The sequence below is a fragment of the Pseudomonas sp. MWU12-3103b genome, from assembly GCF_023100615.1.
Lineage (GTDB): Bacteria > Pseudomonadota > Gammaproteobacteria > Pseudomonadales > Pseudomonadaceae > Aquipseudomonas > Aquipseudomonas putida_A.
On the sequence record NZ_JALMEY010000001.1, the window covers coordinates 592105 to 615753 of the forward strand.

Annotated in this window: 21 protein-coding genes and 1 riboswitch; of the genes, 9 read left to right on the top strand and 12 right to left on the bottom strand. The window is 60.8% G+C overall.

Annotation, left to right across the window (positions count from 1 at the left end):
- Positions 1 to 132: 132 nt before the first annotated feature.
- Positions 133 to 1539 (bottom strand): adenosylmethionine--8-amino-7-oxononanoate transaminase, encoded by a 1407-nt coding sequence (locus M0808_RS02765; RefSeq protein ID WP_024164438.1) that lies wholly within the window; start codon positions 1537 to 1539, stop codon positions 133 to 135.
- Positions 1540 to 1763: 224 nt separating this feature from the next.
- Here M0808_RS02765 and M0808_RS02770 point away from each other — a divergent pair, with 224 nt between their 5' ends.
- The 3 genes from M0808_RS02770 (at position 1764) to M0808_RS02780 (ending at position 5073) form a co-directional block, all read left to right on the top strand.
- The gene (locus tag M0808_RS02770) at positions 1764 to 3551 is read left to right on the top strand and encodes a flavin monoamine oxidase family protein (RefSeq protein WP_247839803.1); all 1788 of its coding nucleotides are present in this window, start codon (positions 1764 to 1766) and stop codon (positions 3549 to 3551) included.
- Between the two features lie 345 nt (positions 3552 to 3896).
- The gene (locus M0808_RS02775) at positions 3897 to 4448 is read left to right on the top strand and encodes a cytochrome b (protein WP_047596555.1); all 552 of its coding nucleotides are present in this window, start codon (positions 3897 to 3899) and stop codon (positions 4446 to 4448) included.
- 31 nt (positions 4449 to 4479) lie between these two features.
- Positions 4480 to 5073, top strand: coding sequence for a YceI family protein (locus tag M0808_RS02780; RefSeq protein ID WP_103522458.1), 594 nt, complete (start codon positions 4480 to 4482; stop codon positions 5071 to 5073).
- 267 nt (positions 5074 to 5340) lie between these two features.
- Here M0808_RS02780 and M0808_RS02785 read toward each other — a convergent pair whose 3' ends face one another.
- From M0808_RS02785 to ahcY, 4 genes are all read right to left on the bottom strand, one after another.
- Positions 5341 to 7218, bottom strand: a complete 1878-nt coding sequence (locus tag M0808_RS02785; protein ID WP_247839805.1) for a DEAD/DEAH box helicase — start codon at positions 7216 to 7218, stop codon at positions 5341 to 5343.
- 221 nt (positions 7219 to 7439) lie between these two features.
- The gene (locus M0808_RS02790; RefSeq protein WP_123588961.1) at positions 7440 to 8252 is read right to left on the bottom strand and encodes a transporter substrate-binding domain-containing protein; all 813 of its coding nucleotides are present in this window, start codon (positions 8250 to 8252) and stop codon (positions 7440 to 7442) included.
- A gap of 146 nt (positions 8253 to 8398) precedes the next feature.
- Positions 8399 to 9244, bottom strand: coding sequence for a methylenetetrahydrofolate reductase [NAD(P)H] (gene metF / locus M0808_RS02795; protein ID WP_003229047.1), 846 nt, complete (start codon positions 9242 to 9244; stop codon positions 8399 to 8401).
- 160 nt (positions 9245 to 9404) lie between these two features.
- Positions 9405 to 10814, bottom strand: a complete 1410-nt coding sequence (ahcY, locus tag M0808_RS02800; RefSeq protein ID WP_096795737.1) for an adenosylhomocysteinase — start codon at positions 10812 to 10814, stop codon at positions 9405 to 9407.
- A 23-nt stretch (positions 10815 to 10837) separates the two neighbouring features.
- Positions 10838 to 10936: riboswitch (S-adenosyl-L-homocysteine riboswitch) on the bottom strand.
- 196 nt (positions 10937 to 11132) lie between these two features.
- Between ahcY and M0808_RS02805 the strand changes: the two genes are divergently transcribed.
- Together M0808_RS02805 and M0808_RS02810 are read left to right on the top strand one after the other, a co-directional pair.
- Positions 11133 to 11540: a hotdog domain-containing protein gene (locus M0808_RS02805; RefSeq protein ID WP_095137509.1), complete on the top strand. Its 408-nt coding sequence runs from the start codon at positions 11133 to 11135 to the stop codon at positions 11538 to 11540.
- Positions 11541 to 11714: 174 nt separating this feature from the next.
- Positions 11715 to 12611 (top strand): formate/nitrite transporter family protein, encoded by an 897-nt coding sequence (locus M0808_RS02810; protein WP_123588962.1) that lies wholly within the window; start codon positions 11715 to 11717, stop codon positions 12609 to 12611.
- A gap of 2 nt (positions 12612 to 12613) precedes the next feature.
- On the opposite strand, the gene M0808_RS02815 is transcribed toward M0808_RS02810, so the two are convergent.
- Both M0808_RS02815 and M0808_RS02820 read right to left on the bottom strand, forming a co-directional pair.
- Entirely contained in the window at positions 12614 to 13903 is a 1290-nt protein-coding gene (locus M0808_RS02815) for a cation:dicarboxylase symporter family transporter (protein ID WP_247839807.1), read from the bottom strand.
- A 39-nt stretch (positions 13904 to 13942) separates the two neighbouring features.
- Complete coding sequence (locus M0808_RS02820; protein ID WP_027610613.1) at positions 13943 to 14356, bottom strand: VOC family protein; 414 nt, start codon at positions 14354 to 14356, stop codon at positions 13943 to 13945.
- A 91-nt stretch (positions 14357 to 14447) separates the two neighbouring features.
- Between M0808_RS02820 and M0808_RS02825 the strand changes: the two genes are divergently transcribed.
- Complete coding sequence (locus M0808_RS02825) at positions 14448 to 15311, top strand: LysR family transcriptional regulator (RefSeq protein ID WP_247839809.1); 864 nt, start codon at positions 14448 to 14450, stop codon at positions 15309 to 15311.
- A 30-nt stretch (positions 15312 to 15341) separates the two neighbouring features.
- Here M0808_RS02825 and M0808_RS02830 read toward each other — a convergent pair whose 3' ends face one another.
- Positions 15342 to 16604 (bottom strand): sodium:proton antiporter, encoded by a 1263-nt coding sequence (locus M0808_RS02830; protein WP_098966029.1) that lies wholly within the window; start codon positions 16602 to 16604, stop codon positions 15342 to 15344.
- A 157-nt stretch (positions 16605 to 16761) separates the two neighbouring features.
- Between M0808_RS02830 and M0808_RS02835 the strand changes: the two genes are divergently transcribed.
- Together M0808_RS02835 and M0808_RS02840 are read left to right on the top strand one after the other, a co-directional pair.
- Positions 16762 to 17595, top strand: a complete 834-nt coding sequence (locus M0808_RS02835; protein WP_103369189.1) for an EamA family transporter — start codon at positions 16762 to 16764, stop codon at positions 17593 to 17595.
- Positions 17596 to 17634: 39 nt separating this feature from the next.
- On the top strand, positions 17635 to 18018 hold the full coding sequence (locus tag M0808_RS02840; RefSeq protein ID WP_027610617.1) for an MAPEG family protein: 384 nt from the start codon (positions 17635 to 17637) through the stop codon (positions 18016 to 18018).
- A gap of 140 nt (positions 18019 to 18158) precedes the next feature.
- On the opposite strand, the gene M0808_RS02845 is transcribed toward M0808_RS02840, so the two are convergent.
- Entirely contained in the window at positions 18159 to 19343 is a 1185-nt protein-coding gene (locus M0808_RS02845; RefSeq protein ID WP_247839811.1) for an MltA domain-containing protein, read from the bottom strand.
- A 128-nt stretch (positions 19344 to 19471) separates the two neighbouring features.
- Between M0808_RS02845 and M0808_RS02850 the strand changes: the two genes are divergently transcribed.
- On the top strand, positions 19472 to 19921 hold the full coding sequence (locus tag M0808_RS02850; protein WP_027610619.1) for a cytochrome c: 450 nt from the start codon (positions 19472 to 19474) through the stop codon (positions 19919 to 19921).
- 126 nt (positions 19922 to 20047) lie between these two features.
- Here the strand turns inward: M0808_RS02850 and M0808_RS02855 are convergent, their stop codons facing one another.
- The 3 genes from M0808_RS02855 to metK form a co-directional block, all read right to left on the bottom strand.
- Positions 20048 to 20443 carry a DUF1090 domain-containing protein gene (locus tag M0808_RS02855; protein WP_007961884.1) on the bottom strand — a complete coding sequence of 132 codons (396 nt, stop codon included), beginning with the start codon at positions 20441 to 20443 and terminating at the stop codon, positions 20048 to 20050.
- Positions 20444 to 20538: 95 nt separating this feature from the next.
- The gene (gene ligB / locus M0808_RS02860) at positions 20539 to 22215 is read right to left on the bottom strand and encodes an NAD-dependent DNA ligase LigB (protein ID WP_247839813.1); all 1677 of its coding nucleotides are present in this window, start codon (positions 22213 to 22215) and stop codon (positions 20539 to 20541) included.
- Positions 22216 to 22450: 235 nt separating this feature from the next.
- Positions 22451 to 23641: a methionine adenosyltransferase gene (metK, locus tag M0808_RS02865; protein WP_027610621.1), complete on the bottom strand. Its 1191-nt coding sequence runs from the start codon at positions 23639 to 23641 to the stop codon at positions 22451 to 22453.
- Between the last annotated feature and the right edge of the window lie 8 nt (positions 23642 to 23649).

Sequence of the window (23649 nt, forward strand, 5' to 3'; positions counted from 1 at the left end):
GGAAAGATATGAATCAGTTGGATCGGTGTCGACTTCATTCGCGAGCAAGCTCGCTCCCACATTTGGAATGCATTTCCCTGTGGGAGCGAGCTTGCTCGCGAAAGCGGCAGTTCAGGCGCCACAAATTTTTAATCAGCCCGGATCGCGGAACCCCGGGTGGAAATCCTTCGGCACCGCCACGCTGACGCTGTCCCGGGTGGCGATGTCGATGCCTTCGCTGGCGACTTCGGCGAGGAAGTCGATCTGCTCCGGGGTAATCACGTACGGCGGCAGGAAATACACCACGCTGCCCAGCGGCCGCAGTAACGCGCCACGCTCCAGCGCATGCTGGAACACCTTCAGGCCACGGCGTTCCTGCCAAGGGTAGGCCTCTTTCGTGGCTTTATCCTTGACCATCTCGATGGCCAGGACCATGCCGGTCTGACGCACTTCCGAGACATTCGGGTGATCGACCAGATGCGCAGTGGCCGAGGCCATGCGCCGGGCCAGTGCCTGGTTGTTCTCGATGACGTTGTCCTGCTCGAAGATATCCAGGGTCGCCAGCGCCGCCGCACAGGCCAGCGGGTTGCCGGTGTAGCTGTGCGAATGCAGGAAGGCGCGCAGGGTCGGGTAGTCGTCGTAGAACGCGCTGTAGACCTCGTCGGTGGTCAGGCACGCCGCCAGTGGCAGGTAGCCGCCGGTCAGGGCCTTGGACAGGCAGAGGAAGTCCGGGCGGATGCCGGCCTGCTCACAGGCGAACATGGTGCCGGTACGGCCAAAGCCGACAGCGATTTCGTCGTGGATCAGGTGCACGCCGTAGCGGTCGCAGGCCTCGCGCAGCAGCTTGAGGTACACCGGGTGATACATGCGCATGCCGCCGGCGCCCTGAATCAACGGCTCGACGATGACTGCCGCCACGCTGTCATGATGTTCTGCCAAGGTCTGTTCCATGGCGGCGAACAGGTTGCGCGAATGCTCTTCCCAGCTCATGCCTTCGGGGCGCAGGTAGCAATCCGGGCTGGGCACCTTGATGGTGTCCATCAGCAGCGCTTTGTAGGTTTCGGTGAACAGCGGCACGTCGCCGACCGCCATCGCTGCCATGGTTTCGCCGTGGTAGCTGTTGGTCAGGGTGACGAAGCGTTTCTTGTTCGGCTGGCCGCGATTTAGCCAGTAGTGAAAGCTCATTTTCAGCGCGACTTCGATGCAGGACGAACCGTTATCGGCGTAGAACACCCGATTCAGGCCTTCCGGGGTCATCTTCACCAGACGCTCGGACAGTTCGATCACCGGTTGATGGCTGAAACCGGCCAGAATCACGTGCTCCAGCTGATCGACCTGATCCTTGATGCGCTGGTTGATGCGCGGGTTGGCGTGGCCGAACACGTTGACCCACCAGGAGCTGACGGCGTCGAGGTAGCGCTTGCCTTCGAAGTCTTCGAGCCAGACGCCTTCGCCGCGCTTGATCGGAATCAGCGGCAGCTGTTCGTGGTCTTTCATCTGGGTGCAGGGATGCCACAGCACCGCGAGGTCGCGTTGCATCCACTGGTTATTCAGGCCCATTTACAGTCTCCTCGAGGCGGCTCGCGTCAGGCGCGGGCAAACAATCGCGCAAGCCTATGCAATGCATCGCGCCGGGACAACCCATTGCGTCGATTGAGCTACTTTGTATGGGCCGATAGACGTCGCTGGCGGCGTTTTGATGGCTGACGTATTCTTCGCGGTTCTTTGGGTCGTCTGACCCGCAAAACTGCTTTTTTCCTACGTGTATTTCCGGAGTTCGCTGAATGTCTGTCGGTTGGCTGCGCGCCTGTGCGCTGGTGATGTTGGGGCTGTTCAGCGTTACGGCGCTGGCCAAGGATAAAACCGCAATCGTGATCGGCGGCGGCCTGTCGGGCCTGACCGCGGCTTACGAGCTGCAGAACAAGGGCTGGCAGGTCACGCTGCTGGAAGCCAAGCCGAGTCTGGGCGGTCGCTCGGGCATGGCCACCAGCGAGTGGATCGGCAACGACAAGACCCAGCCGGTGCTGAACAAATACGTCTCGACCTTCAAGCTGAGCACCACGCCAGCCCCTGAATTCGTGCGTACCCCGGGTTATCTGATCGACGGCGAGTATTTCTCCGCAGCCGATCTGGCGACCAAGCAACCGGCCACCGCCGATGCCTTGAAGCGCTACCAGAAAACCCTCGACGATCTGGCCCGTTCGATCGACGACCCGCAGAACCCGGCCGCGACCAACACCCTGCATGCGCTGGACCAGATCAACGTCTCGAGCTGGCTCGACAAGCAGAACCTGCCGGCCACCGCGCGTCAGTTGATCAACCAGGACATCCGCACCCACTACGACGAGCCTTCGCGTCTGTCGCTGCTGTATTTTGCCCAGCAGAACCGCGTCTACCGTGGCGTCTCTGACCGTGACCTGCGCGCCTCGCGTCTGGTCGGCGGCAGCCAGGTGCTGGCCCAGGCGTTCGTCAAACAGATCAAGACCATCAAGACCAACTCCCCGGTTTCCGCGATCACTCAGGACAAGGACGGCGTGACCGTCAAGGTCGGCAGTGTTGGCTATCAGGCTGACTACGTGGTGCTGGCCGTGCCGCTGCGCGCGCTGAACAAGATTGCGCTGACCCCGGCACTGGACGCTCAGCACCTGGCCGCGATCAAGGGCACCAACTACGGCTGGCGCGACCAGATCATGTTGAAGTTCAAGACGCCTGTGTGGGAAAGCAAGGCGCGCATGTCCGGCGAGATCTACAGCAACGCAGGTCTGGGCATGCTCTGGATCGAACCGGCGCTGAAGGGTGGCGCCAACGTGGTGATCAACCTGTCCGGCGACAATGCCCGCGTGATGCAGGCGTTCGGCGACAAGCAGATGGTCGATCAGGTGCTGATTCGTCTGCACGCGTTTTATCCACAGGCCCGTGGCTCGTTCACCGGCTATGAAATCCGTCGCTACAGCACCGACCCGTCGATGGGCGGCGCCTACCTGGCTTACGGCCCGGGCCAGATCAGCAAGTTCTGGCGCATGTGGGAGCGCCCACTGCAACGCGTAGCGTTTGCCGGCGAACACACCGACACCCTGTACCCGGGCACTCTGGAAGGCGCGCTGCGCACTGGTCAGCGTGCGGCCAGTCAGGTTGAAGACCTGGCTGCCGGCAAGTCGTTTGAGCCGGTCAAAGTGGTTCCAGCCGCAGCAGCGGCAGGCGCGGCGGGTGCCGTGGCGGCGAAGAAGGGCAACTTCTTCAGCAACCTGTTTGGCGGTTCGGATGACGAGAAGAAGCCAGAACCTGTGAAGGCGCCTGAACCGGCTCCAGCGCCAGTGACTCCAGCGCCTGCACCGGCTCCAGCCCCTGCGCCAGCTCCGGTAGAAGCGCCGAAACCCGCCGCTCCGGTGAAAGCCGAGCCGGCGAAGAAAGCGCCAGCCAAGCCTGCGGCGAAGAAGCCTGCAGCGAAAACCGAGGCGAAAAAGACCCCGGCCAAACCGGCGGCGAAAAAGGCTGAGCCGGCGAAGAAGCCTGCGGCCAAGCCGGCTACAACCCCGGCTCCGGCGGCAAACACCGATAGCAAAGCGCAGTAAGGCTTTGCGGTGAATGAAAAAGCGCGGCTCTCATGCCGCGCTTTTTTTTGGCCTGCCAAACCGCCTTCGCGAGCAAGCTCGCTCCCACATTATTCGACCGTGATCCCTCAGCTGGAATGCGATCCCCTGTGGGAGCGAGCTTGCTCGCGAAGAGGCCGGTTCAGGCAGCACTGACTTTGGATCTGTACCCAGCCTTCTGCCCCACACTTTCCCCTTTAATCTTTCCTTAACTACCATGTTCAAGACTCTTGATCGTATTTCTCGATATTTCAAAGCAAAATTTTCCGCTTTAATTCGATAGATAACTCGCTAGTCTTGGTTCGCAGTTCTCACAGGATTTGGGCAATGCAGCTACGTAACTCTGCTTCACGCTATGGTTGGGTCAGCATCTTCATGCACTGGGGCGTGGCGCTGGCGGTCTTCGGACTGTTCGCGCTGGGTCTGTGGATGGTGGGGCTGGATTACTACAGCAGCTGGCGCAAAGACGCGCCGGATCTGCACAAGAGCATCGGTCTGGTGCTGCTGGGTGTGATGGTGTTGCGGGTGTTGTGGCGCTTTATCAGCCCACCACCACCGACGCTGCAAAGCTACAGCCGCATGACCCGCATCGGCGCCAAATTCGGCCACGGGTTTCTGTACGTCGGGCTGTTCGCTGTGATGCTTGCCGGTTACCTGATTTCCACCGCAGACGGTGTCGGGATCCCGGTGTTTGGCCTGTTTGAAGTTCCTGCACTGGTTTCCGGGCTACCGGATCAGGCAGATACCGCTGGGGTGATTCATCTCTGGCTGGCATGGGCGCTGGTAATTTTTTCCGGTCTCCATGCGTTGGCAGCATTGAAGCACCACTTTATCGATCGTGATGCGACCCTCACTCGAATGCTCGGTCGCAAAGCCTGAAATTCAACCTCGACTCAAAGGAAAAGAAAGCATGTTGAAAAAGACTCTGGCCGCTCTGGCAATCGGTTCGGCCGTACTGTCCGCGAACGTGATGGCTGCTGATTACACCGTCGACAAGGAAGGCCAGCACGCTTTCGTCGACTTCAAGATCAGCCACCTGGGCTACAGCTACATCACCGGTACCTTCAAGGACATCGACGGCAAGTTCAGCTTCGACGCCGCCAAGCCTGAAGACAGCAAAATCGAATTCAACGTGAAAACCGCCAGCGTGTTCACCAACCACGCCGAGCGCGACAAGCACATCTCCAGCAAAGACTTCCTGGACGTGGGCAAATACGCTGACGCCAAGTTCGTCTCCACCAGCGTCAAATCCACCGGCAAGAACGCCGATGGCAAAGACACTGCCGACGTGACCGGCGACCTGACCCTGCACGGCGTGACCAAGCCAATCGTGGTCAAGGCTGTGTTCCTGGGCGAAGGCAAGGATCCATGGGGCGGCTACCGTGCCGGCTTTGAAGGCACTACCAGCATCAAGCGCTCTGATTTCGGCAAGATGATGGATCTGGGTCCACAGTCCGACAACGTCGACCTGTACATCTCGTTCGAAGGTGTGAAAGCGAAGTAATTTTCGCCGCCATACAAAAACGCCCCCGGTCGTAAGGCCGGGGGCGTTTTTTATTGTCCGTCACATGCACTGATATCACCGCAGATCCACTGTGGGAGCGGGCTTGCTCGCGAATGCGGCGGGCCAGTCGATACTTCCGTTACAGACATACCGCATTCGCGAGCAAGCCCGCTCCCACAGGTGATGTGGTGATTCAGGGATATTGGCTTGTTCATGAAAAATGCCCCGGCTCTTTCGAACCGGGGCATTTTTCATTGCCGCGATAACTCAGCGATTGCGGGTCAGCAGTGCTGGTTTTTCGCCGCGCGGACGGGTCGGCAGTTGATCGAGCTGCTCAGGTGTCGGGAAGCGGTCTGCCTTGGACTCCTTGTGCATGATCTTCGGCCCGGTGCTGCGCGGGTTCTGCACGGCCGGTTCGGCGCGTTGCTGATCGTCGCGAGCCGGACGGCGGTTGCGCGAGGACTCGTCACGACGGCCCTGGCCATCACGCGGAGCACCGTTGCGCGGGCCGTTGCGTTTGCCCGGTGGGGTGCCGGTGCTCGAACCGTTGCTGTTACGCGGGCCGTTCTGGCGACCTTGCGACTGACCACCGCGTGGAGCGCCTGCGCCTGCACCTGCACCTGCACCTTGTGCCGGAGCACCCGGACGACGGCCGCGGCCACCGGCTGGAGCAGCTTTCGGCACGTAGTCGACACGGTTACCGAAGTTATCGATATCGTCGTCGAGGAACTCGTCCGGTGCACGATCAGCCGCCGCGCGTGGTGGCTGGCTCGGACGCTGTTCGCGGGCCGGGGTGCCTTCACGTGGTTTCTGCTGACGGGCAGGGCGCTCGCCGCGTTCGCCGGCGGGTTTTTCCTTGCCCTTGTCTTTGCCTTTGTCCTTGCGACCGCCGCCACCGCCGCCGCCATTCGGACCGTCGCCGCGCGGGCCACGGGAGTTGCGCGGGTTGCGCATGTCCGGGCGCTCGCGCACTTCAGGCTTCTCGGCCTCGATGGTGCTGGCATCGAAGCCCATCAGGTCGCCGTCGGCGATTTTCTGCTTGGTCATGCGTTCGATGCTTTTCAGCAGTTTTTCTTCGTCCGGGGCCACCAGCGAGATCGCCTCGCCCGAACGACCGGCGCGGCCAGTACGGCCGATACGGTGCACATAGTCTTCATCGACGTTCGGCAGTTCGAAGTTGACCACGTGTGGCAACTGATCGATGTCCAGACCGCGCGCGGCGATGTCGGTCGCGACCAGGATGCGCACTTCACCGGCCTTGAAATCGGCCAGGGCTTTGGTGCGGGCGTTCTGGCTTTTGTTACCGTGGATGGCCACAGCCGGCAGGCCGTGTTTGTCCAGGTACTCGGCCAGACGGTTGGCGCCGTGCTTGGTGCGGGTGAACACCAGTACCTGTTCCCAGGCACCGGCGGTGATCAGGTGCGCCAGCAGGGCACGCTTGTGGCTGGCCGGCAGACGGAACACGCGTTGCTCGATGCGCTCGACCGTGGTGTTCGGCGGCGTGACTTCGATGCGTTCCGGGTTGTGCAGCAGCTTGCCGGCAAGATCGGTGATGTCTTTGGAGAACGTCGCCGAGAACAGCAGGTTCTGCCGCTTGGCCGGCAGACGCGCGAGGACTTTCTTCACGTCGTGGACAAAGCCCATGTCGAGCATGCGGTCGGCTTCGTCGAGGACGAGGATTTCGACGTGGGACAGATCGACACTGCCCTGGCCGGCGAGGTCGAGCAGACGACCCGGGCACGCGACGAGGACGTCAACGCCACGGGACATGGCCTGGACTTGCGGGTTCATGCCGACGCCACCGAAGATGCAGGCGCTGACGAATTTCAGGTCACGGGCGTAGATCTTGAAGCTCTCGTGAACCTGGGCCGCGAGTTCGCGGGTCGGGGTCAGGACCAGTACGCGCGGTTGGCGCGGGCCATGACGCTGGGATTTGTCCGGGTGACCGTTGGGGAACAACCGCTCCAGGATCGGAAGGGCGAAACCGCCGGTTTTACCGGTACCTGTCTGTGCCGCAACCATCAGGTCGCGACCTTGCAACACGGCGGGAATGGCCCGCTGTTGCACCGGAGTAGGCTCGGTATAGCCCGCATCTTCGATGGCACGGACTAAAGCCTCGGAGAGACCGAGGGAAGCAAAGGACATGAGTAATCCTGTTTTAGTTAGGGCTTGGCCCAATGGGAGTCTTGCCTGGCGCGAATCGCGTTTAAGAGGACGCGATCCCGTCCGGTCCTGCTGCGGTTCCGAAGGCACGTCAGGAGCGCTCGCGCGGGCTGAAAGCTGCGCTGTAGCGGGTCGAGAGGCCTGTTACGGTTCCGGGCGTCCGGGCGTGAGCCTGGCGGGAACGCCGGAGTATAACAGAGCAATCACTGCGCGCTGCTTTCCTGCTGCTCAACGGTTTTGCGGCTGGCTGAGGCGTTGCCCAGCGGCACGGCGTCGACCGGGGCGGCGCCGTAGCGTGCGCTGAGCTCGGCGTAGGCCGGTTCGCGCTTGAAACGCTTGAGCTCGGCGCCGAAACGCGCCACCAGCAGATCCATCCCGGCATTGCGTCGAACCGCCAGATATTGGCTCTGACGGCTGATGACCGTGGGATTTTCGGTGATTTGATCGCGAATATTCAGCTGGTCGAGCAAATGCTGACCCACGCGGCGATCGGTGATCAGCAAGTCGATGCGTCCGCGCAGCAGTTTGCCGAAGTTGGCTTCGTGGGTCGGTGCCGGTTCACGGGTAAACAGTGTCGACTGACTGAAATCCGGGCTGTACAGATAGCCCGGCGAAGTGCCGATGGTCAGGCCTTTGAGGTCTTCGAGCTGGCGGAACGGATGGGGACGGTCGTTGGCGTAGAACATCACGAACTCGACGTCCGACAGCGGTTCGATGGGGTAGAGCAGGGTGGCGTCGCGCTCGTCGCTGTGAAAGATGTCCAGTGCGCCGTCGGCCTGGCCGGTCTCGAGCATCGACAGGCAGCGCTTCCACGGCAGGAACTGCCACTCGACTTCGATTCCCAGACGCTTGAACACGATGGCGGTGGTTTCGTAGTCCAGTCCGAGGTTCTTGCCATCCTCTTCGTAGACGTAAGGTGCCCACGGCTCGGTGACAATACGCAGCTTCTCGCCCCGAGCGGCAAAGCTCAGGCAAGCAAAAACCAGCACGGTGAGTAACTGCGCGAAAAAAGGCATGGCTTGAGATTACGACGAGAAACGCGAAAGAGCCAGAAAGTGCCTGCACAAGCTCTAATTCGGGGATTCAAAAGCAAAAAATCGCAGCAACGACACCCCTGTAGGAGCTGCCGAAGGCTGCGATCTTTTGATCTTTCTTTTAGTGCTTAGCGCGGCAACTTCAGGTTATTCCAGATCGCCAGACTAGGTTCAGCCTGGTTCATGGAATAGAAGTGCAGCCCCGGTGCGCCGCCCTGCAGCAGGCGTTCGCACATTTCGCTGACAACTTGCTCGCCGAAGCGCTGAATGCTCTGGCTGTCATCGCCGTAGGCTTCCAGTTGCTTGCGGATCCAGCGCGGAATTTCCGCACCGCAGGCATCGGAGAAACGCGCCAGCTTGCTGTAGTTGGTGATCGGCATGATCCCCGGCACCACCGGAATATCCACGCCCAGCGCCTGCAAACGGTCGACGAAGTAGAAGTAGCTGTCGGCGTTGAAGAAGTACTGGGTGATCGCGCTGTCGGCGCCGGCGCGGGCCTTGCGCACGAAGTTGGCGAGATCGTCTTCGTAATTGCGCGCTTGCGGATGCATCTCCGGGTAAGCGGCAACTTCGATGTGGAAATGATCACCGGTTTCTTCACGAATGAATTCCACCAGTTCGTTGGCGTGACGCAGCTCGCCGCTGGTCATGCCCATGCCGGAGGGCAGGTCGCCACGCAGGGCAACGATGCGCTTGATGCCGGCAGCCTTGTACTCGTTCAGCAGGCCGCGCAGGTCGTCCTTGCTGTCGCCGACGCACGACAGGTGCGGTGCGGCCGGTACTTTGACTTCGCTTTCCAGTTGCAGAACGGTGTTGAGGGTGCGATCACGGGTCGAACCGCCAGCGCCGTAGGTGCAGGAAAAGAAGTCGGGGTTGTACGTTGCCAGCTGACGGGCAACGTTGAGCAGTTTTTCATGCCCAGCATCGGTCTTGGTCGGGAAGAACTCGAAGCTGTAGCGACGGTCTTGGGACATGGGAAATACCCTTGGAAACACGAAGCCTGTGAGGCTTGCACCGCCCATGTGGGAGCGGGCTTGCTCGCGAAAGCGGCGGGTCAGGCAACATCAATGCTGAATGACAGACCGCTTTCGCGAGCAAGCCCGCTCCCACAGGGAGAGCAGGCCGCCGCGTCAATCAGTAGCGGTAAGCGTGCGGCTTGAACGGGCCTTCGACGGTCACGCCGATGTAGTCAGCCTGTTGCTTGGTCAGTTGAGTGACCACGCCGCCGAAGCCGCGCACCATTTCCAGGGCCACTTCTTCGTCGAGTTTCTTCGGCAGTACTTCAACGGTCAGACGCTCGGCTTTCTCGGCTGGCGACAGGTCGGCGTACTTCTGGCCGAACAGGAAGATCTGCGCCAGTACCTGGTTGGCGAACGAACCGTCCATGATGCGGCTCGGGTGACCAGTGGCGTTGCCCAGGTTCACCAGACGGCCTTCGGCCAGCAGGATCAGGTAGTCGTCATTCTGCGCGTCGAAAGCGCCCGGGCCGGTACGGTGGATCTTGTGTACCTGTGGCTTCACTTCTTCCCATGCCCAGTTCTTGCGCATGAAAGCAGTGTCGATTTCGTTGTCGAAGTGGCCGATATTGCAGACAACAGCGCGCTTCTTCAGGGCTTTGAGCATGTTTGCGTCGCAAACATTGACGTTGCCGGTGGTGGTCACGATCAGGTCGATCTTGCCCAGCAGCGCTTTGTCGATGCTCGCTTCGGTGCCGTCGTTGATCCCGTCGATGAACGGCGAAACCAGTTCGAAACCGTCCATGCAGGCCTGCATGGCGCAGATCGGGTCAACTTCGGAAACCTTGACGATCATGCCTTCCTGACGCAGGGACTGCGCGGAGCCCTTACCCACGTCACCGTAACCGATGACCAGCGCTTGCTTGCCGGACAGCAGGTGGTCGGTGCCGCGCTTGATCGCATCGTTCAGGCTGTGACGGCAGCCGTACTTGTTGTCGTTCTTGGACTTGGTCACCGAGTCGTTGACGTTGATCGCCGGGATTTTCAGCTCGCCCTTGGCCAGCATGTCCAGCAGACGGTGAACGCCAGTGGTGGTTTCTTCGGTCACGCCGTGAACGCGGTCCAGCACCTGTGGGTACTTGTCGTGCAGCAGCTGAGTCAGGTCGCCGCCGTCGTCGAGGATCATGTTGGCGTCCCATGGCTGGCCATCTTTCAGGATGGTCTGCTCCAGGCACCACTCGTACTCTTCTTCAGTCTCGCCTTTCCAGGCGAAAACCGGGATGCCGGCGGCAGCGATGGACGCAGCGGCCTGATCCTGAGTCGAGAAAATGTTGCAGGACGACCAGCGTACTTCGGCACCCAGGGCAACCAGGGTTTCGATCAGCACGGCAGTCTGAATGGTCATGTGGATGCAGCCGAGGATTTTCGCGCCCTTGAGCGGCTGCTCGGAGGCGTACTTGCGGCGCAGACCCATCAGGGCCGGCATTTCCGACTCGGCGATGATGGTTTCGCGACGGCCCCAGGCAGCCAGGGACATGTCGGCAACTTTGTAATCGTTAAAATCTGCAGGCGTGATAACAGCGCTCATGAAGAGCCTCCATTCGTAATGTATGCGAATGGGCGCCGTTGTGCGTTTAGTGTCCGGCCGTGGCCAGTCAACGCCCCATCCGAGCCTGACAGGTTGATCCTGCTGCAGCGCCCCTCGGACAGGTGGCGGGAAAACGGTATCAAGTGAAGGTTACCGTTTTGAAACGGGGGCGATTATAGCCGTCTAGACTGATCTTCCAAAGGGTTTCTGTCGGCCAGATGAAGATCGCTAATAGCGACCATAGTAGAAGGCTCATGGAGCCTGACCGCTCGGTCTGCCAAGATGGCGCCATCTTTCGGCAAACGCTCAGGAGTGAACATGAATTTCCACACCCGCAAATGGGTAAAACCCGAAGACCTGAACCCCAACGGCACCCTGTTCGGCGGCAGCCTGCTGCGCTGGATCGACGAAGAGGCGGCGATTTACGCGATCGTCCAGTTGGGCAATCAGCGCGTGGTGACCAAGTACATTTCCGAAATCAACTTCGTCAGCGCCTCGCGCCAGGGCGACATCATCGAACTGGGCATCACCGCCACCGAGTTCGGTCGTACCTCGATCACCCTGACCTGTGAAGTGCGCAACAAGATCACCCGCAAGAGCATCCTCACGGTCGAGAAGATGGTCTTCGTCAACCTCGGCGAAGACGGCTTGCCGGCGCCGCACGGTCGCACCGAGATCAAGTACGTCAAAGACCAGTTCAAGGAAGATGAACTGGTCAGCAACTAACATCGGCGGCGCGCCCTTCGCGAGCAAGCCCGCTCCCACATGGATTGCGTTGTACCTGTGGGAGCGGGCTTGCTCGCGAAGGCGGTTGTTCAGTCAGCGAAGAATCATCTGGCCACTGAACAGCCATGAACCGCCGGGGTCGTAGGTAAACACCACCCCCACGGTTCCCACGCCATGACCACCCCGACAGACGGCAAGACCCCAAACCTCTCGACCGACGAACAACACGAAGTCGAGAAAAACCAGCCGCCCCGCGCGGCGGTTCTGCATGAAATCATCCGCACTCAGGGCGATCAGGAACTGGAGCGCAGCATCGCTGCATTGTGGTGGTCGGCGCTGGCCGCCGGGTTGACCATGGGCCTGTCGCTGATGGGTATGGGCCTGCTCAATTCGCGCCTGCCCGAAGGTGACGAGTTCAAGGTCATCGCCAGTTTCGGCTACTGCGCCGGTTTCCTCGCGGTGATTCTCGCCCGCCAGCAACTGTTCACCGAAAACACCCTGACCGCCGTTCTGCCGGTGATGACCAAACCGACCCTGAAAAACTTCGGCCGGCTGATCCGCCTGTGGGGCGTGGTCCTGTTCGGCAACTTGTGCGGGACGATTCTGGTGGCGTACGTGATGCTTGAGCTGCCGATCTTCGACAGCAAGACTGATCACGCCTTCCTTGAAATCGGCCGCAAGGTCATGGAAAACCACGCCAGTCAGATGTTCGCCAAGGGCATCGTCTCAGGCTGGATGATCGCCACCATGGTCTGGATGATCCCGTCCATGGAGAGCGCGAAGATGTGGATCATCATCCTCATCACCTACCTGATGGCGCTGGGCGACTTCACCCACATCGTGGTCGGTTCGGCGGAAGTGTCGTATCTGGTGTTTGCCGGCGAGCTGCCGTGGAGTGATTTCTGGATGGTGTTTGCCGGGCCCACGCTGGCGGGGAATATCATCGGCGGCAGTTTCATCTTCGCCCTGATCAGCCATGCGCAGATCCGCAGCGAAAGCGGGGCGCCCAAGACGGATAAACCGAACTCCGGCAAACCCCGCGAAGATGAATCCGACAGCAAGCCCCGATAGTTTCAGGCCTTGAACGGCGGGCTGACCGGTTCTGTCGTCGGTTCGCTTTCAGGTGCCTTGAGCTGTCCCTCCCAGCGCGCTATGACCAGCGGTGCCAGTGCATTGCCCAACACATTGAGCGCGGTGACCGGCATGTCCATCAAGCGGTAGACGCCGGCGATGATTGCCACGCCTTCCACTGGCAAACCGGCGGTGGTCAGGGTCGCTGTGAGGATGATGAACATGAAGCCCGGCACTCCCGCCGCGCCCTTTGACGTCAACACCATGATCAGCACCAGCATGGCCTGATCCGCCAGACCCAGATCAATCCCGTACGCCTGAGCGATAAACAGCGTGCCCAGTCCCGCGAACAGCGAGGCGCCATCAAGGTTGAACGAGTAACCCAGTGGAATGACCATGCTGGTGATCGGACGCGGAGCGCCATACTTCTCCATTTTCTCGATCAGTTGTGGCATCACCGTGGCCGACGCAGCACTGCTGTAAGCCAGTATCAATTCACTGCGTATTTCCCGAATCAGGTGGAAAAAGCGAATGCCGGCCATCCGCGCCACCAGCCCCAGCACGCCCAACGCGAAGAGCAACACTGCGACGTAAGTGATGCCGATCAGCTTCGCCAGCGGCAGCAACGCACTGAGGCCGAAGCTGGCCACGGTGACCCCGATCAGGCCGAAGATGCCGATGGGTGAATAGTGCATGACCAGATGCGTGACCTTGAACATGGTGTCCGATACCGCCTGAATCACGGCGATCAATGGCGCCTTCTGCGGCTCGGGCAGCATCGACAGGGCACAGCCGAACAGGATGGCGAAAAACAGCACGGAGAGCAGCTTGCCCTGAGACATGGCCAGGACGATGTTGTCCGGCACGATGTTCACCAGAGTTCGGCCCAGGTTCTGTGTGTCCCCCGTATTCGCCAGACCAATGGCCGGTGATTGCAGGGTGCTGCTGAAGTCCGCGCCGGCGCCGGGCTGAAAAACATTGCCGACGATCAGTCCGAAGACGATGGCAATGCTGGTGATGGTAAAGAAATAAACCAGCGTCTTTATTCCGACTCGACCCAGCGCCTTGGTGCTGCCTGCCCCGGCGATGCCGACGACCATGCACGCAAAGACCAACGGTACGACAATCATTTTCATCAGCCTGATGAACAGGTCACCGGCCGGTTGCAGCAGATTGTCGATGAACCAGATCTTGTGTTCGGGAAACTGGTTGAGAAGGATGCCGACGATTATTCCGGCTGCCAGCCCGATCATGATGCGGGTGACCAGACTGGTAGGTTTCCTGGTAGTCATGATGTGCCCCTTTTGTTGTTGTGTTTGTTGGGGTGAAGCTCAGTGTGCGAAGAGACCGTCGAAGTCCTTGAAACCCTTGACCTCGATCGGATTGCCGCTGGGATCGAGAAAGAACATCGTGCGCTGCTCGCCGGGTTCGCCGGCGAAGCGGATCACCGGAGGGATTTCAAACGTTGTGCCGAGGCGGCTCAAACGATCGGCCAGCTCCAGCCACTCCTCCAGCGGCAGGACGACGCCAATGTGCGGCATCAATACTTTGTGATCGCCAACCTGGCCGGTACGGGTCGTGGTGAAGGGCGTGCCCACATGAAGCGAGAGCTGATTGCCGAAAAAGTCGAAGTCGACCCATGTCTCGGTACTGCGGCCTTCGGTGCAGCCCAACACATCTCGATAAAAAGTCCGCGCCTGTTCCAGGTCGCAAACATGGTATGCAGCGTGAAAAGGTCTGTTCATGCGATGTCCCCAAGTGAAGGAGCGCTCAGGGTAAACAGACCGTGCGGCGGGGCATAACGACTTCGCCTTGTTCTGAGCGAAAGGAAAACTTATGGATGTACGGTTTCTGAAAAGTCTGGTGGCGGTGGTCGAGACCGGTTCGATTGCGGCAGCGGCACGGCGCGAGAGTCGCACTGCGGCGGCTATCAGTCAGCGCGTCCAGGCGCTCGAGAGATTGCTGGGTTGCACGTTACTGCTGCGTACCGCGCACGCTGCCCGGCCCTCGGACCAGTGCCTGCTGATTCTGCCGAAGATCAGGGCGATCATCGAATTGGCCCAGGATCTACAGAGCGATCTGCATCCCGATGGGTTGGCCGGTGAACTGACAATCGGTGCAATTTCCACAGCGCTGACCGGCGTGTTACCCACCTTGATCGAACGATTGGCGCTTACAGCACCTGATTTGAAGCTGAAGATCACCCCGGGTGACTCGAAAAGTCTTTACGAGAAGGTGCTTGCAGGGGAGTTGGACGCGGCGATTCTGGTCAGGCCTCCATTCCAGCCGCCCAAGGCATTGGCCCTGGTCGTGCTCAAGGTAGAGCCGCTGATTCTGGTGGCTCCAGCCGCGTACGCCGGGCAGTCGCTGGAAACGCTGTTGCGCGTTCATCCGTTCATTCGTTATGACGCACGCTCGTGGGGTGGGCAGATTGCTCAGCGCTACCTCGATGAACAGGCCATCGAGCCCAACGTGCTGTGCGAACTGGATGCGCTGGAAACGATCGTCATGCTGGTCGCGCAGGGAATGGGGGTATCGCTGGTGCCGCAGTGGGCCGGGATGATGCTGGAAGGGATGTACGTGTTACCGGTCGAGGACGGGCTGCGTCATGCGCGCGAGTTGGTGGTGATGCATGGCTCGACGCCGCACCGCCCATCGGCGATGCGACATCTGCTTGATTTGCTGTGCGGTCCCTCGTGAAGGGCTTCACGACGGCGCTGCGGTGATACGTCAGTGTGCGGGTTCGGCCGCTGTGGCCGGCTCGTCACGGGTGGCGTGCTTGACCAGTTTGCCGATGGTCAGGCCCTGCAACAGGATCGACGACAGCACCACGATGTAGGTGATGCTCAGCAGCAGATCGCGCTCCGGACCCAGCGGCAGGGCCAGCGCCAGTGCCACCGAGACCCCGCCGCGCAAACCACCCCAGGTCAGAATGCGGATGGTGCCGCGCGGCACTGTGCGCCAGCGCCGCAGCAGGACAATGGCCGGGGCCACGGTGAGCAGGCGCGACAGCAGGATCGCCAGCGCCAGCAAACTGGCCGCCGCCACATGCGCCCAGTTGAACGGCAGCAACAACAGCTCCATGCCGATCAGTGCGAACAGCAGGGCGTTAAGCATGTCATCGAGCAGCTCCCAGAAGCCGTCGAGGTACTTGCGGGTCATGTCGTTCATCGCCAGGTTGCGCCCCAGGTTGCCGATGATCAGGCCGGCCACCACCATCGCAATCGGTGCCGAGACGTGCAGCTCGGTGGCCATCGCCGAACCGCCGATCACCAGCGCCAGGGTCAGCATCACCGTGATCTGATGCTGCTGGACGCTCTTGATCATCCGGTACACCCCATAACCGATCAGCCCGCCGAACAGCACACCGCCAATGGCTTCGTGCACGAACAGCATGGCCGTGGCGCTGAGGGTCGGCGTCTCACCCAGTTGGGCGATGCCCAGCAGCACGGTGAACACCACCACCGCAGTGCCGTCGTTGAACAGCGACTCGCCGACGATGGTGGTTTTCAGCGGTTTCGAAGCATTGGCGGTACGCAGTACGCCGAGCACTGCGATCGGGTCTGTAGGCGAAATCAGCGCGCCGAACAGCAGGCAGTAGAGGAAGCTTACGTGCCAGCCGAACAGGGCAAAAATGTAATAGGCGAGGCTGCCGATCACGGCGGTGGCAATCAGCACGCCGAACGTCGCCAGCAGGCCGATCGGCCAGCGATAGCTGCGCAGGTCGTTGAGGTTGACGTGCAGGGCGCCGGCGAACAGCAGGAACGACAGCATCCAGTTCATCAGTAGATCGCCGAAGTCGATCTGGCCGATCAGTTGCTGCACGCGTTCTTCGAGGCCGGGATAGCCGAGCACGCTCAGGCCTTGCAGCAACAGGGAGAACATCAGCGCGGTGACCATCACGCCGATTGTCGGTGGCAGGCCGATGAAGCGGTAATTGACGAAGGTGAGAAGGGTGGTGAGGCAGATAAAAGCGGCGACAAGTTCTAGCATCCGGGCTCCATTGGATGGGGGTGGAAAGACAGCGCCCCGATTCTTCGGTGCAAAGGTTGGATGGGCTGATTCGGGGTGGGGACACAATCATGCCCCCTCGGTTGGTCAGCCGTAGACATTGGTGTAGGGTCAACAAAAAAAAATCAAGGAGTGGGACGTGGCGGCGACAGTTCTGGTGTTAATGGCGGCGCTGTTGCATGCGACGTGGAATACCCTGATCAAGTTCAGTGCCGAACGGTTGCTGGTGGTGGCGTGCATGGACACGGTGGCGCTGCTGTTCGTGGCGCTGGCATTTCCATTCATCAGCCTGCCGCCGGTGGAAATCTGGCCGTGGATTCTGGCTTCGGCGGCGTTCGAGCTGTTGTATCGCTATCTGCTGATTCAAGCCTATCGGGTCGGCGACCTCGGGTTGGTCTATCCGTTGATGCGGGGCTTGTCGCCGCTGGTGGTGCTGGCGCTGACCCTGATCTTCGCCGGCGAAGTGCTCACTGCGCAGCAGATCTTCGGGATCATGCTGATTCCGCTGGGCATGGCCTGCCTGCTCTGGCAGGGCGGTGGTGGCAAACATCTCCCTTGGTCGATGCTACCGGTGGTGGCGCTGATCGGCTTGTGCATCGGTTGCTACACCTACATCGATGGTCAGGCCTTGCGGCGCTGGTCGCATCCACTGGATTACCTGGTCTGGGTCACGCTGTTCAGCGCCTGGCCGTTTCCGTTGCTGGCGTGGGTGGCGAAACGCCCGGCATTTCTGGTGTTCTGGCGCGAGCAGTGGAAGCTTGGGCTGGCGGTCGGGTTCTGTGTGTTGTTCAGCTACGCTCTGGTGCTGTGGGCGATGCAGTTGGGCTCGATTGCCGAGGCGGCGGCCTTGCGTGAGATCAGCGTGATCCTGGTGGTGCTGTTCGGCATGCGCTACCTGAAAGAACCTTTCGGCAGGCCGCGGCTCTTAGCCTGTGGGCTGGTATTGATCGGCATGCTGGTGATGAAGTTCTGACCGCCCGCCATTTCCAACACTCGAAAAAAGGACGGCGTTATGACGGTGGCTCTGTGGTGTGTATTGATCGCGATTTTCCTGCCGTATGTGTGCACGATCGTGGCCAAGGTCTCAGGCGGTTTCAGGCTCAGTGACAATCATGATCCTCGGGATTTTCTCGATAGCGTGGGCGGCGTCGCCCGACGGGCGCATGCGGCGCAGTTGAACAGCTTCGAGGTGATGCCGGCATTTGCTGCCGCAGTGATTGTTGCGCATCTGGTGGGCACGGCGCAGCTAGTGACAGTGAATGTGCTGGCGGTGCTGTTTATCACCAGTCGCCTGCTGTACATCATCTGCTACCTGGCGGACTGGGCGATCTTGCGGTCGCTGGTGTGGTTTGTCGGGATGGGGCTGATTGCTGCGTTCTTCTTTGTGTCGGTCTGATTCTCGGGTGCTGCTGCCGGCCTCTTCGCAAGCAAGCCCGCTCCCACAGGTATCAATGGCGAGCACAAATCCTGTGTACACCAAAGAACCCTGTGGGAGCGGGCTTGCCCGCGAAGGCGGTAGCTCTGGCGCCGAGGCGCTTAAGGTTTGTCCTTCACCGTATCGGCGACCTGAGGCACTTGCGGCAACGCCACACCTTTAGGCCAGAGCATCCAGATCTGCCCCTGCTGCTTCATGTCCCCGGCCAGTTGCCCGGCAGAATCGCCGGTGCCCCAGAACAGATCCGCACGCACCTCGCCGGCAATCGCGCCACCGGTGTCCTGCGCCGCGACCGGGCGAACCAAAGCGCTGCCGTCCGGACGGGTGGTCGACAGCCACAGCAGGCTGCCCAACGGAATCACCTTGCGATCCACTGCTGCGCTGTAGCCGGCGGTCAGCGGCACATTGAGCGAGCCGCGTGGGCCTTCGTTGCTGTCCGGGTTGCGGGTGAAGAACACGTAGCTCGGGTTGCTGCCCAGCAGTTCCGGGATGCGCGACGGATTGGCCTTGGCCCAGTTGCTGATCGCGCTCATGGTCACGTCTTCTTTCTTCAGCTCGCCTTGCTCGACCAGCCAGCGACCGATCGGCCGGTACGGATGGCCGTTCTGGTCGGCGTAGGCGATGCGCAGTTGTTTGCCATCCGGCGTCTGAATCCGCCCCGAGCCCTGGATCTGCAAAAACTGCAGGTTCATTGGATCGGTCAGGTACGCCACTACCGGCGCTTTGACGCCTTTGGACTCGATGGTCGCCGCGTCGTCATACGGCTTGAGCACTCGGCCTTCGAGACGGCCACGCAGGCGCTTGCCCTTGAGTTCCGGGTAAATGCTGTCCAGCGAGACGATGATCATGTCTTCCGGCACGCCGTACACCGGCACGTTCGCCACCTCGGTGGGCGTCAGGCTGCCGGGGTAGACCGGTTCGTAGTAACCGGTGATCAGACCGTTGGGGTTGTCATGCTCGGCGCGCAGTCCGAACACGTCGAGGTTCTGCTTGAGGAACGCGCGAATCTCGTTGGCGCTTTGCGGCACGTTGGCGGCTGCCGCGCAGGTGCCGCCCCAGACCGGATCAGCCTTGAGTCGGGTGCAGGCGCTGCGCCATGAACCGAAACCGGCGACCAGATCGCTGTCGGACACCGCCGGCAAGGCTTCCCACGTGGCGCTGGAATAAGTGGCCAAGGCATGGGTTTTCGGTTTGGCAGTGTCGCCACCCGTGCAGCCGGCAAGGATTGCCAGCAGTGGCAGGGTTGCGATCAGTGGGTGACGCCAGGCCTTGAAACGGCTGTTCATGGAGTGATTCCTATGCCGGTTGCCCAAGTGCTCCATGCGCTCCGGCAACCCGTATTTTTAATAGGGCTATTGGTGTTTGTCGGCGACGCGAGGATACTGGCCGCCGAATTCCGTGACCTGAAGCCACCATGACTCTTAAAAGAATTTCTGTTGTATTGCTGGCCTGTCTGACCTTGTCCGCCTGTGGCGGCGTCGATCCGAATTCTCCGCTGGGGCAACGCAAGGCGATCTTCAAACAGATGCTCAAGACCGGCGAAGACCTGGGTGGCATGTTGCGCGGACGCATTCCGTTCGACGGGCCGAAATTCGCCGAAGGCGCAGTGAAGCTTGATGCGTTGTCGCATGAACCGTGGAAGCATTTCCCGCAGGTTCGTGAAGAAGATCACACCAGCGCCAAAGACGATGTCTGGCTGCGTCAGGCCCGCTTTCAGGAATTGGCCCGCAACCTTGAAGCGGCCACCGGTGAACTGGTGATTGCCAGCAAGGTTCAGCCGTACAAGGCCAGTAACCTCGGGCCTGCGGTGCAGAAAGTTGAAGATGCCTGCAGCGCTTGCCATAAAGAGTTTCGCGATCATTGATTTCTGTTGTTTGAGCTGACGCCTTCGCGAGCAAGCCCGCTCCCACACTGGATCTGTGTCGTTCACAAATCAAATGTGGGAGCGGGCTTGCTCGCGAAGAGGGCATCAAATTCCCCGCATTAACGGTTACTTGTCGATCTGGTCCAGCGCATCCTGCAGCTCTTTGCGCGACTCGGCGAGCTTGTCCTTGCGCTTGTTGATCTTCTCCGGATCGCCTTTCTTCATCGCCTTGTCGAGATCCGCCTGACGCTTGCTCACTTCGTGCTTGGCTTCCAGCACCTTGTTTTCGCGTTCTTTCTTCAGGCCGGCATCGGTGCAGTTCTTCGTCACTTCATCCAGAGCGGTTTGCAGACCGGCCTGCTGATCGGTGTTGCCCCGGGATTTCGCCTGCTCGAGCTGATTGATGATGCCCTGCTTCTTCGCGGCGCAACCGGTCAGGCCCGGTGCATCTTCGTCAGCCATCACAGGCGCGGCCAGAACACCACAGAGAGTCAGCAAGGCAAGGGGTGCAAGAAATTTCATAAAAGCTCCATGTGCAAAGGCAGTCGGGTCGGGGGCACTGCGCTGTTTGAGCGTCTGACGGCCCTTGGGTTCCCGGCTGCCGGGGGATTGCGTGATCAGAAACCGTCGATTCCGGCGGCGCGTAATGTGTTACTCAGGGCCAGCACCTGCGGGTCGCGGAAGAATGCGCTCAATTGCGCCGCGCGGCCCGGGCCGATTCCGGCTTCTGCCTGCCATTGTTCGGTGTCGCGTTGTGCCAGCGCCTGCCACGAGTCGGCCAGTTGTGCCTGCCCCGTCGGCGGTAAACCCAATGCTTTGAGCCACTGCGTGAACGGCCGTTGGCGGGCGCTGTGAAAACTGTTGATCAGACGTGTGCTGCTGCGTTCGCCGAAGCCGGCAATGTTAGCAAGCTCTGGCTCGTCGAGGGTCAACCAATCCAGCAGGTTGTTCAGGCGGCCTGTTTCCAGAAGTTTCTCCCAGGTGCCGCGCCCGACATTCTGCAGCGCCAGCCCCTGCTTGCCACTGAGCCAGGTCAGGCGCGCGAGAAACTGGCTTTCGCAACCGGGTGTCGGTTGCCAGCAGCTCAGGGCGTGGAAATCGCGCGTGTCGGGAATGTCGAGGGTGGCCCGTTCGGAGGTACGCAACACCACACTGTCGAGTCGTGGAATCGTCAACCCGGCCAGGCTAATTGCCACTTGATCGCCGGGGCGGATATCCAGCGTCTGCCAGCGCTTGAGTGAACCGGCACTGACGCGTCTGATCTCGCGGTCATCGAGCATCACCGGCGACAACTCCAATACCGGCGTGATGCGTCCGCTGCGGCCGACTTTGAAATTCACTTTGCGCACCTCGGCCAGCGCCCGGGCAAACGGGAATTTCCAGGCGACGGCCCAGTGGGGCGCGCTCGCCTGCCAACGCTCAGCCGGTGGGCGCTGGCTCTGGCGCAGGACAATGCCGTCAGTGGCGAAGGGCAGGGGCGATCGATACCAGTGCTCGCGCCATTTTTGCGCGTCGGCAAGGTTGGCGATGACCTGACTGAATGGCGCTGTCGTGGCGAAGCCCAGCGTCGCTAGCGTCGATATTCTTTCAGGCAGATTCGCCGGGCCCTGCGGCCAGTCCCAGACGAACAGACCGATCCCGGACGCCTGTTCTGCGCTCAAGGTTTTACGGCTCATCAGCCCGGCAACGGTGGCGCGGGCGTTGACGCTGCCGGCGCTGGCTTGCACATGCTGATTCAGGCGCCAATAGAGCTCGCCCTGCACCAGCAGGTCCAGCGGTTGGGTCAGTTGTTGCGGAATGGCAGCGATCTTTTGCGCCGACGCTGTCCAGTCCTGACCGCTGATCCCGTCGCCGCGACTGATCGCCTGCTGCAACAGGCCGCGACGGTAAATCAGCGTGACCGCTACACCATCGACCTTGGGTTGTACCCAGACATCCTGCCGATCCTTTAACCATGCTTGAACGGCGGCGGCTTGGTGAAGCTTGTCCAGACCGGTGTGGGCGATTGGATGCGCGACGGAGCCAGACGCGCTGCGCAACGGTTCGGGCGCTGCGGGCTGCTGGAAGCACTGGCGCCATTCGATGAGCCGCACGCGCGATTGATCGTAGAGTTCGTCGGCAATCAGCGAGCGGCCTTCGCGGTGGTAGGCGTCGTCCCATTGGTCGATCTGCTGTTGCAGAGCCGAGATTTCAACTTGCGCTTTGCCGAATGGCCAGTCTGGGCAGGCTGCATGGGCGATCAGAGGGGTGAAACTCAGCAAAAGAACTGAAAACAGGCGCAGCGTGGCAAGCATTTTGAGCGTCCTTGCTCAGGGGGAATGCTTTAAGGCTAGGCGAGGATTCAGAGAGGCACCGGGTGGGTGTTTTGCATCGTGTTTCCGTGCCCATACAGGGGGCGCATGGGCCGGCCTCTTCGCGGGCAAGCCCGCTCCCACGGGGTTCTTTATAGATATTGGAAGGGGATTCCAGGCATGAAAAAGCCCCGCACGGCGCGAACCGTGCGGGGCTTTTTTTGCAGCCGGGGAGGGCTTACAGACCTGCGGCGGAACGCAGAGCGTCGGCGCGGTCGGTTTTTTCCCAGGTGAAGGTGGAGAAGGTGTCTTCGCCAACAGTCTTGGTCTGCGGAGCACGACCGAAGTGGCCGTAGGCTGCAGTTTCCTGGTACATCGGGTGCAGCAGGTCGAGCATGGTGGTGATCGCGTATGGACGCAGGTCGAACACTTCACGCACCAGTTTGATGATCTTGTCATCGCTGATCTTGCCGGTACCGAAGGTGTTCAGCGAGATCGAAGTCGGCTGAGCGACACCGATGGCGTAGGACACCTGAATCTCGCAACGCTCGGCCAGGCCGGCAGCGACGATGTTCTTGGCAACATAACGGCCAGCGTAGGCCGCCGAACGGTCAACCTTCGATGGATCTTTACCGGAGAACGCGCCACCGCCGTGACGGGCCATGCCGCCGTAGCTGTCGACGATGATCTTGCGACCGGTCAGACCGCAGTCACCTACCGGGCCGCCAATGATGAACTGGCCGGTCGGGTTGATGTGGAACTGGGTGTCTTTGCTCAGCAGTTCGGCAGGCAGCACGTGCTTGACGATCAGCTCCATCACGCCTTCGCGCAGGTCTTTGTAGGACACTTCAGGGTTGTGCTGGGTCGACAGAACAACGGCGTCGATACCGACCACCTTGCCGCCTTCGTAACGGCAAGTCACTTGCGATTTGGCGTCCGGACGCAGCCACGGCAGCAGACCCGATTTGCGAGCTTCGGCCTGGCGCTGCACCAGCTGGTGCGAGAAGGTGATCGGTGCTGGCATCAGCACGTCGGTTTCGTTGCTGGCGTAGCCGAACATCAGGCCTTGGTCGCCAGCGCCCTGATCTTCAGGCTTGGCACGGTCAACGCCCTGGTTGATGTCAGGGGACTGCTTGCCGATGATGTTCATCACGCCGCAGGTCGCGCCGTCGAAGCCGACTTCGGAACTGGTGTAGCCGATGTCGCAGATCACGTCACGAACGATCTGCTCCAGGTCAACCCAGGCGCTGGTGGTCACTTCACCGGCCACGATGGCAACGCCAGTCTTGACCAGGGTTTCCACGGCAACGCGTGCGTGTTTGTCCTGGGCGATAATGGCGTCCAGCACCGCATCGGAAATCTGGTCGGCGATTTTGTCCGGATGTCCTTCAGACACGGACTCGGAGGTGAAGAGGGAGTATTCGCTCATCTCGATGT

What these genes read in the sequence shown, in the direction of transcription:
- M0808_RS02765 (WP_024164438.1), bottom strand. Translation starts at nt 1,539, where the DNA reads ATGGGCCTGAATAACCAGTGGATGCAACGCGACCTCGCGGTGCTGTGG.
- M0808_RS02770 (WP_247839803.1), top strand. Translation starts at nt 1,764, where the DNA reads ATGTCTGTCGGTTGGCTGCGCGCCTGTGCGCTGGTGATGTTGGGGCTG.
- M0808_RS02775 (WP_047596555.1), top strand. Translation starts at nt 3,897, where the DNA reads ATGCAGCTACGTAACTCTGCTTCACGCTATGGTTGGGTCAGCATCTTC.
- M0808_RS02780 (WP_103522458.1), top strand. Translation starts at nt 4,480, where the DNA reads ATGTTGAAAAAGACTCTGGCCGCTCTGGCAATCGGTTCGGCCGTACTG.
- M0808_RS02785 (WP_247839805.1), bottom strand. Translation starts at nt 7,218, where the DNA reads ATGTCCTTTGCTTCCCTCGGTCTCTCCGAGGCTTTAGTCCGTGCCATC.
- M0808_RS02790 (WP_123588961.1), bottom strand. Translation starts at nt 8,252, where the DNA reads ATGCCTTTTTTCGCGCAGTTACTCACCGTGCTGGTTTTTGCTTGCCTG.
- metF (WP_003229047.1), bottom strand. Translation starts at nt 9,244, where the DNA reads ATGTCCCAAGACCGTCGCTACAGCTTCGAGTTCTTCCCGACCAAGACC.
- ahcY (WP_096795737.1), bottom strand. Translation starts at nt 10,814, where the DNA reads ATGAGCGCTGTTATCACGCCTGCAGATTTTAACGATTACAAAGTTGCC.
- M0808_RS02805 (WP_095137509.1), top strand. Translation starts at nt 11,133, where the DNA reads ATGAATTTCCACACCCGCAAATGGGTAAAACCCGAAGACCTGAACCCC.
- M0808_RS02810 (WP_123588962.1), top strand. Translation starts at nt 11,715, where the DNA reads ATGACCACCCCGACAGACGGCAAGACCCCAAACCTCTCGACCGACGAA.
- M0808_RS02815 (WP_247839807.1), bottom strand. Translation starts at nt 13,903, where the DNA reads ATGACTACCAGGAAACCTACCAGTCTGGTCACCCGCATCATGATCGGG.
- M0808_RS02820 (WP_027610613.1), bottom strand. Translation starts at nt 14,356, where the DNA reads ATGAACAGACCTTTTCACGCTGCATACCATGTTTGCGACCTGGAACAG.
- M0808_RS02825 (WP_247839809.1), top strand. Translation starts at nt 14,448, where the DNA reads ATGGATGTACGGTTTCTGAAAAGTCTGGTGGCGGTGGTCGAGACCGGT.
- M0808_RS02830 (WP_098966029.1), bottom strand. Translation starts at nt 16,604, where the DNA reads ATGCTAGAACTTGTCGCCGCTTTTATCTGCCTCACCACCCTTCTCACC.
- M0808_RS02840 (WP_027610617.1), top strand. Translation starts at nt 17,635, where the DNA reads ATGACGGTGGCTCTGTGGTGTGTATTGATCGCGATTTTCCTGCCGTAT.
- M0808_RS02845 (WP_247839811.1), bottom strand. Translation starts at nt 19,343, where the DNA reads ATGAACAGCCGTTTCAAGGCCTGGCGTCACCCACTGATCGCAACCCTG.
- M0808_RS02850 (WP_027610619.1), top strand. Translation starts at nt 19,472, where the DNA reads ATGACTCTTAAAAGAATTTCTGTTGTATTGCTGGCCTGTCTGACCTTG.
- M0808_RS02855 (WP_007961884.1), bottom strand. Translation starts at nt 20,443, where the DNA reads ATGAAATTTCTTGCACCCCTTGCCTTGCTGACTCTCTGTGGTGTTCTG.
- ligB (WP_247839813.1), bottom strand. Translation starts at nt 22,215, where the DNA reads ATGCTTGCCACGCTGCGCCTGTTTTCAGTTCTTTTGCTGAGTTTCACC.
- metK (WP_027610621.1), bottom strand. Translation starts at nt 23,641, where the DNA reads ATGAGCGAATACTCCCTCTTCACCTCCGAGTCCGTGTCTGAAGGACAT.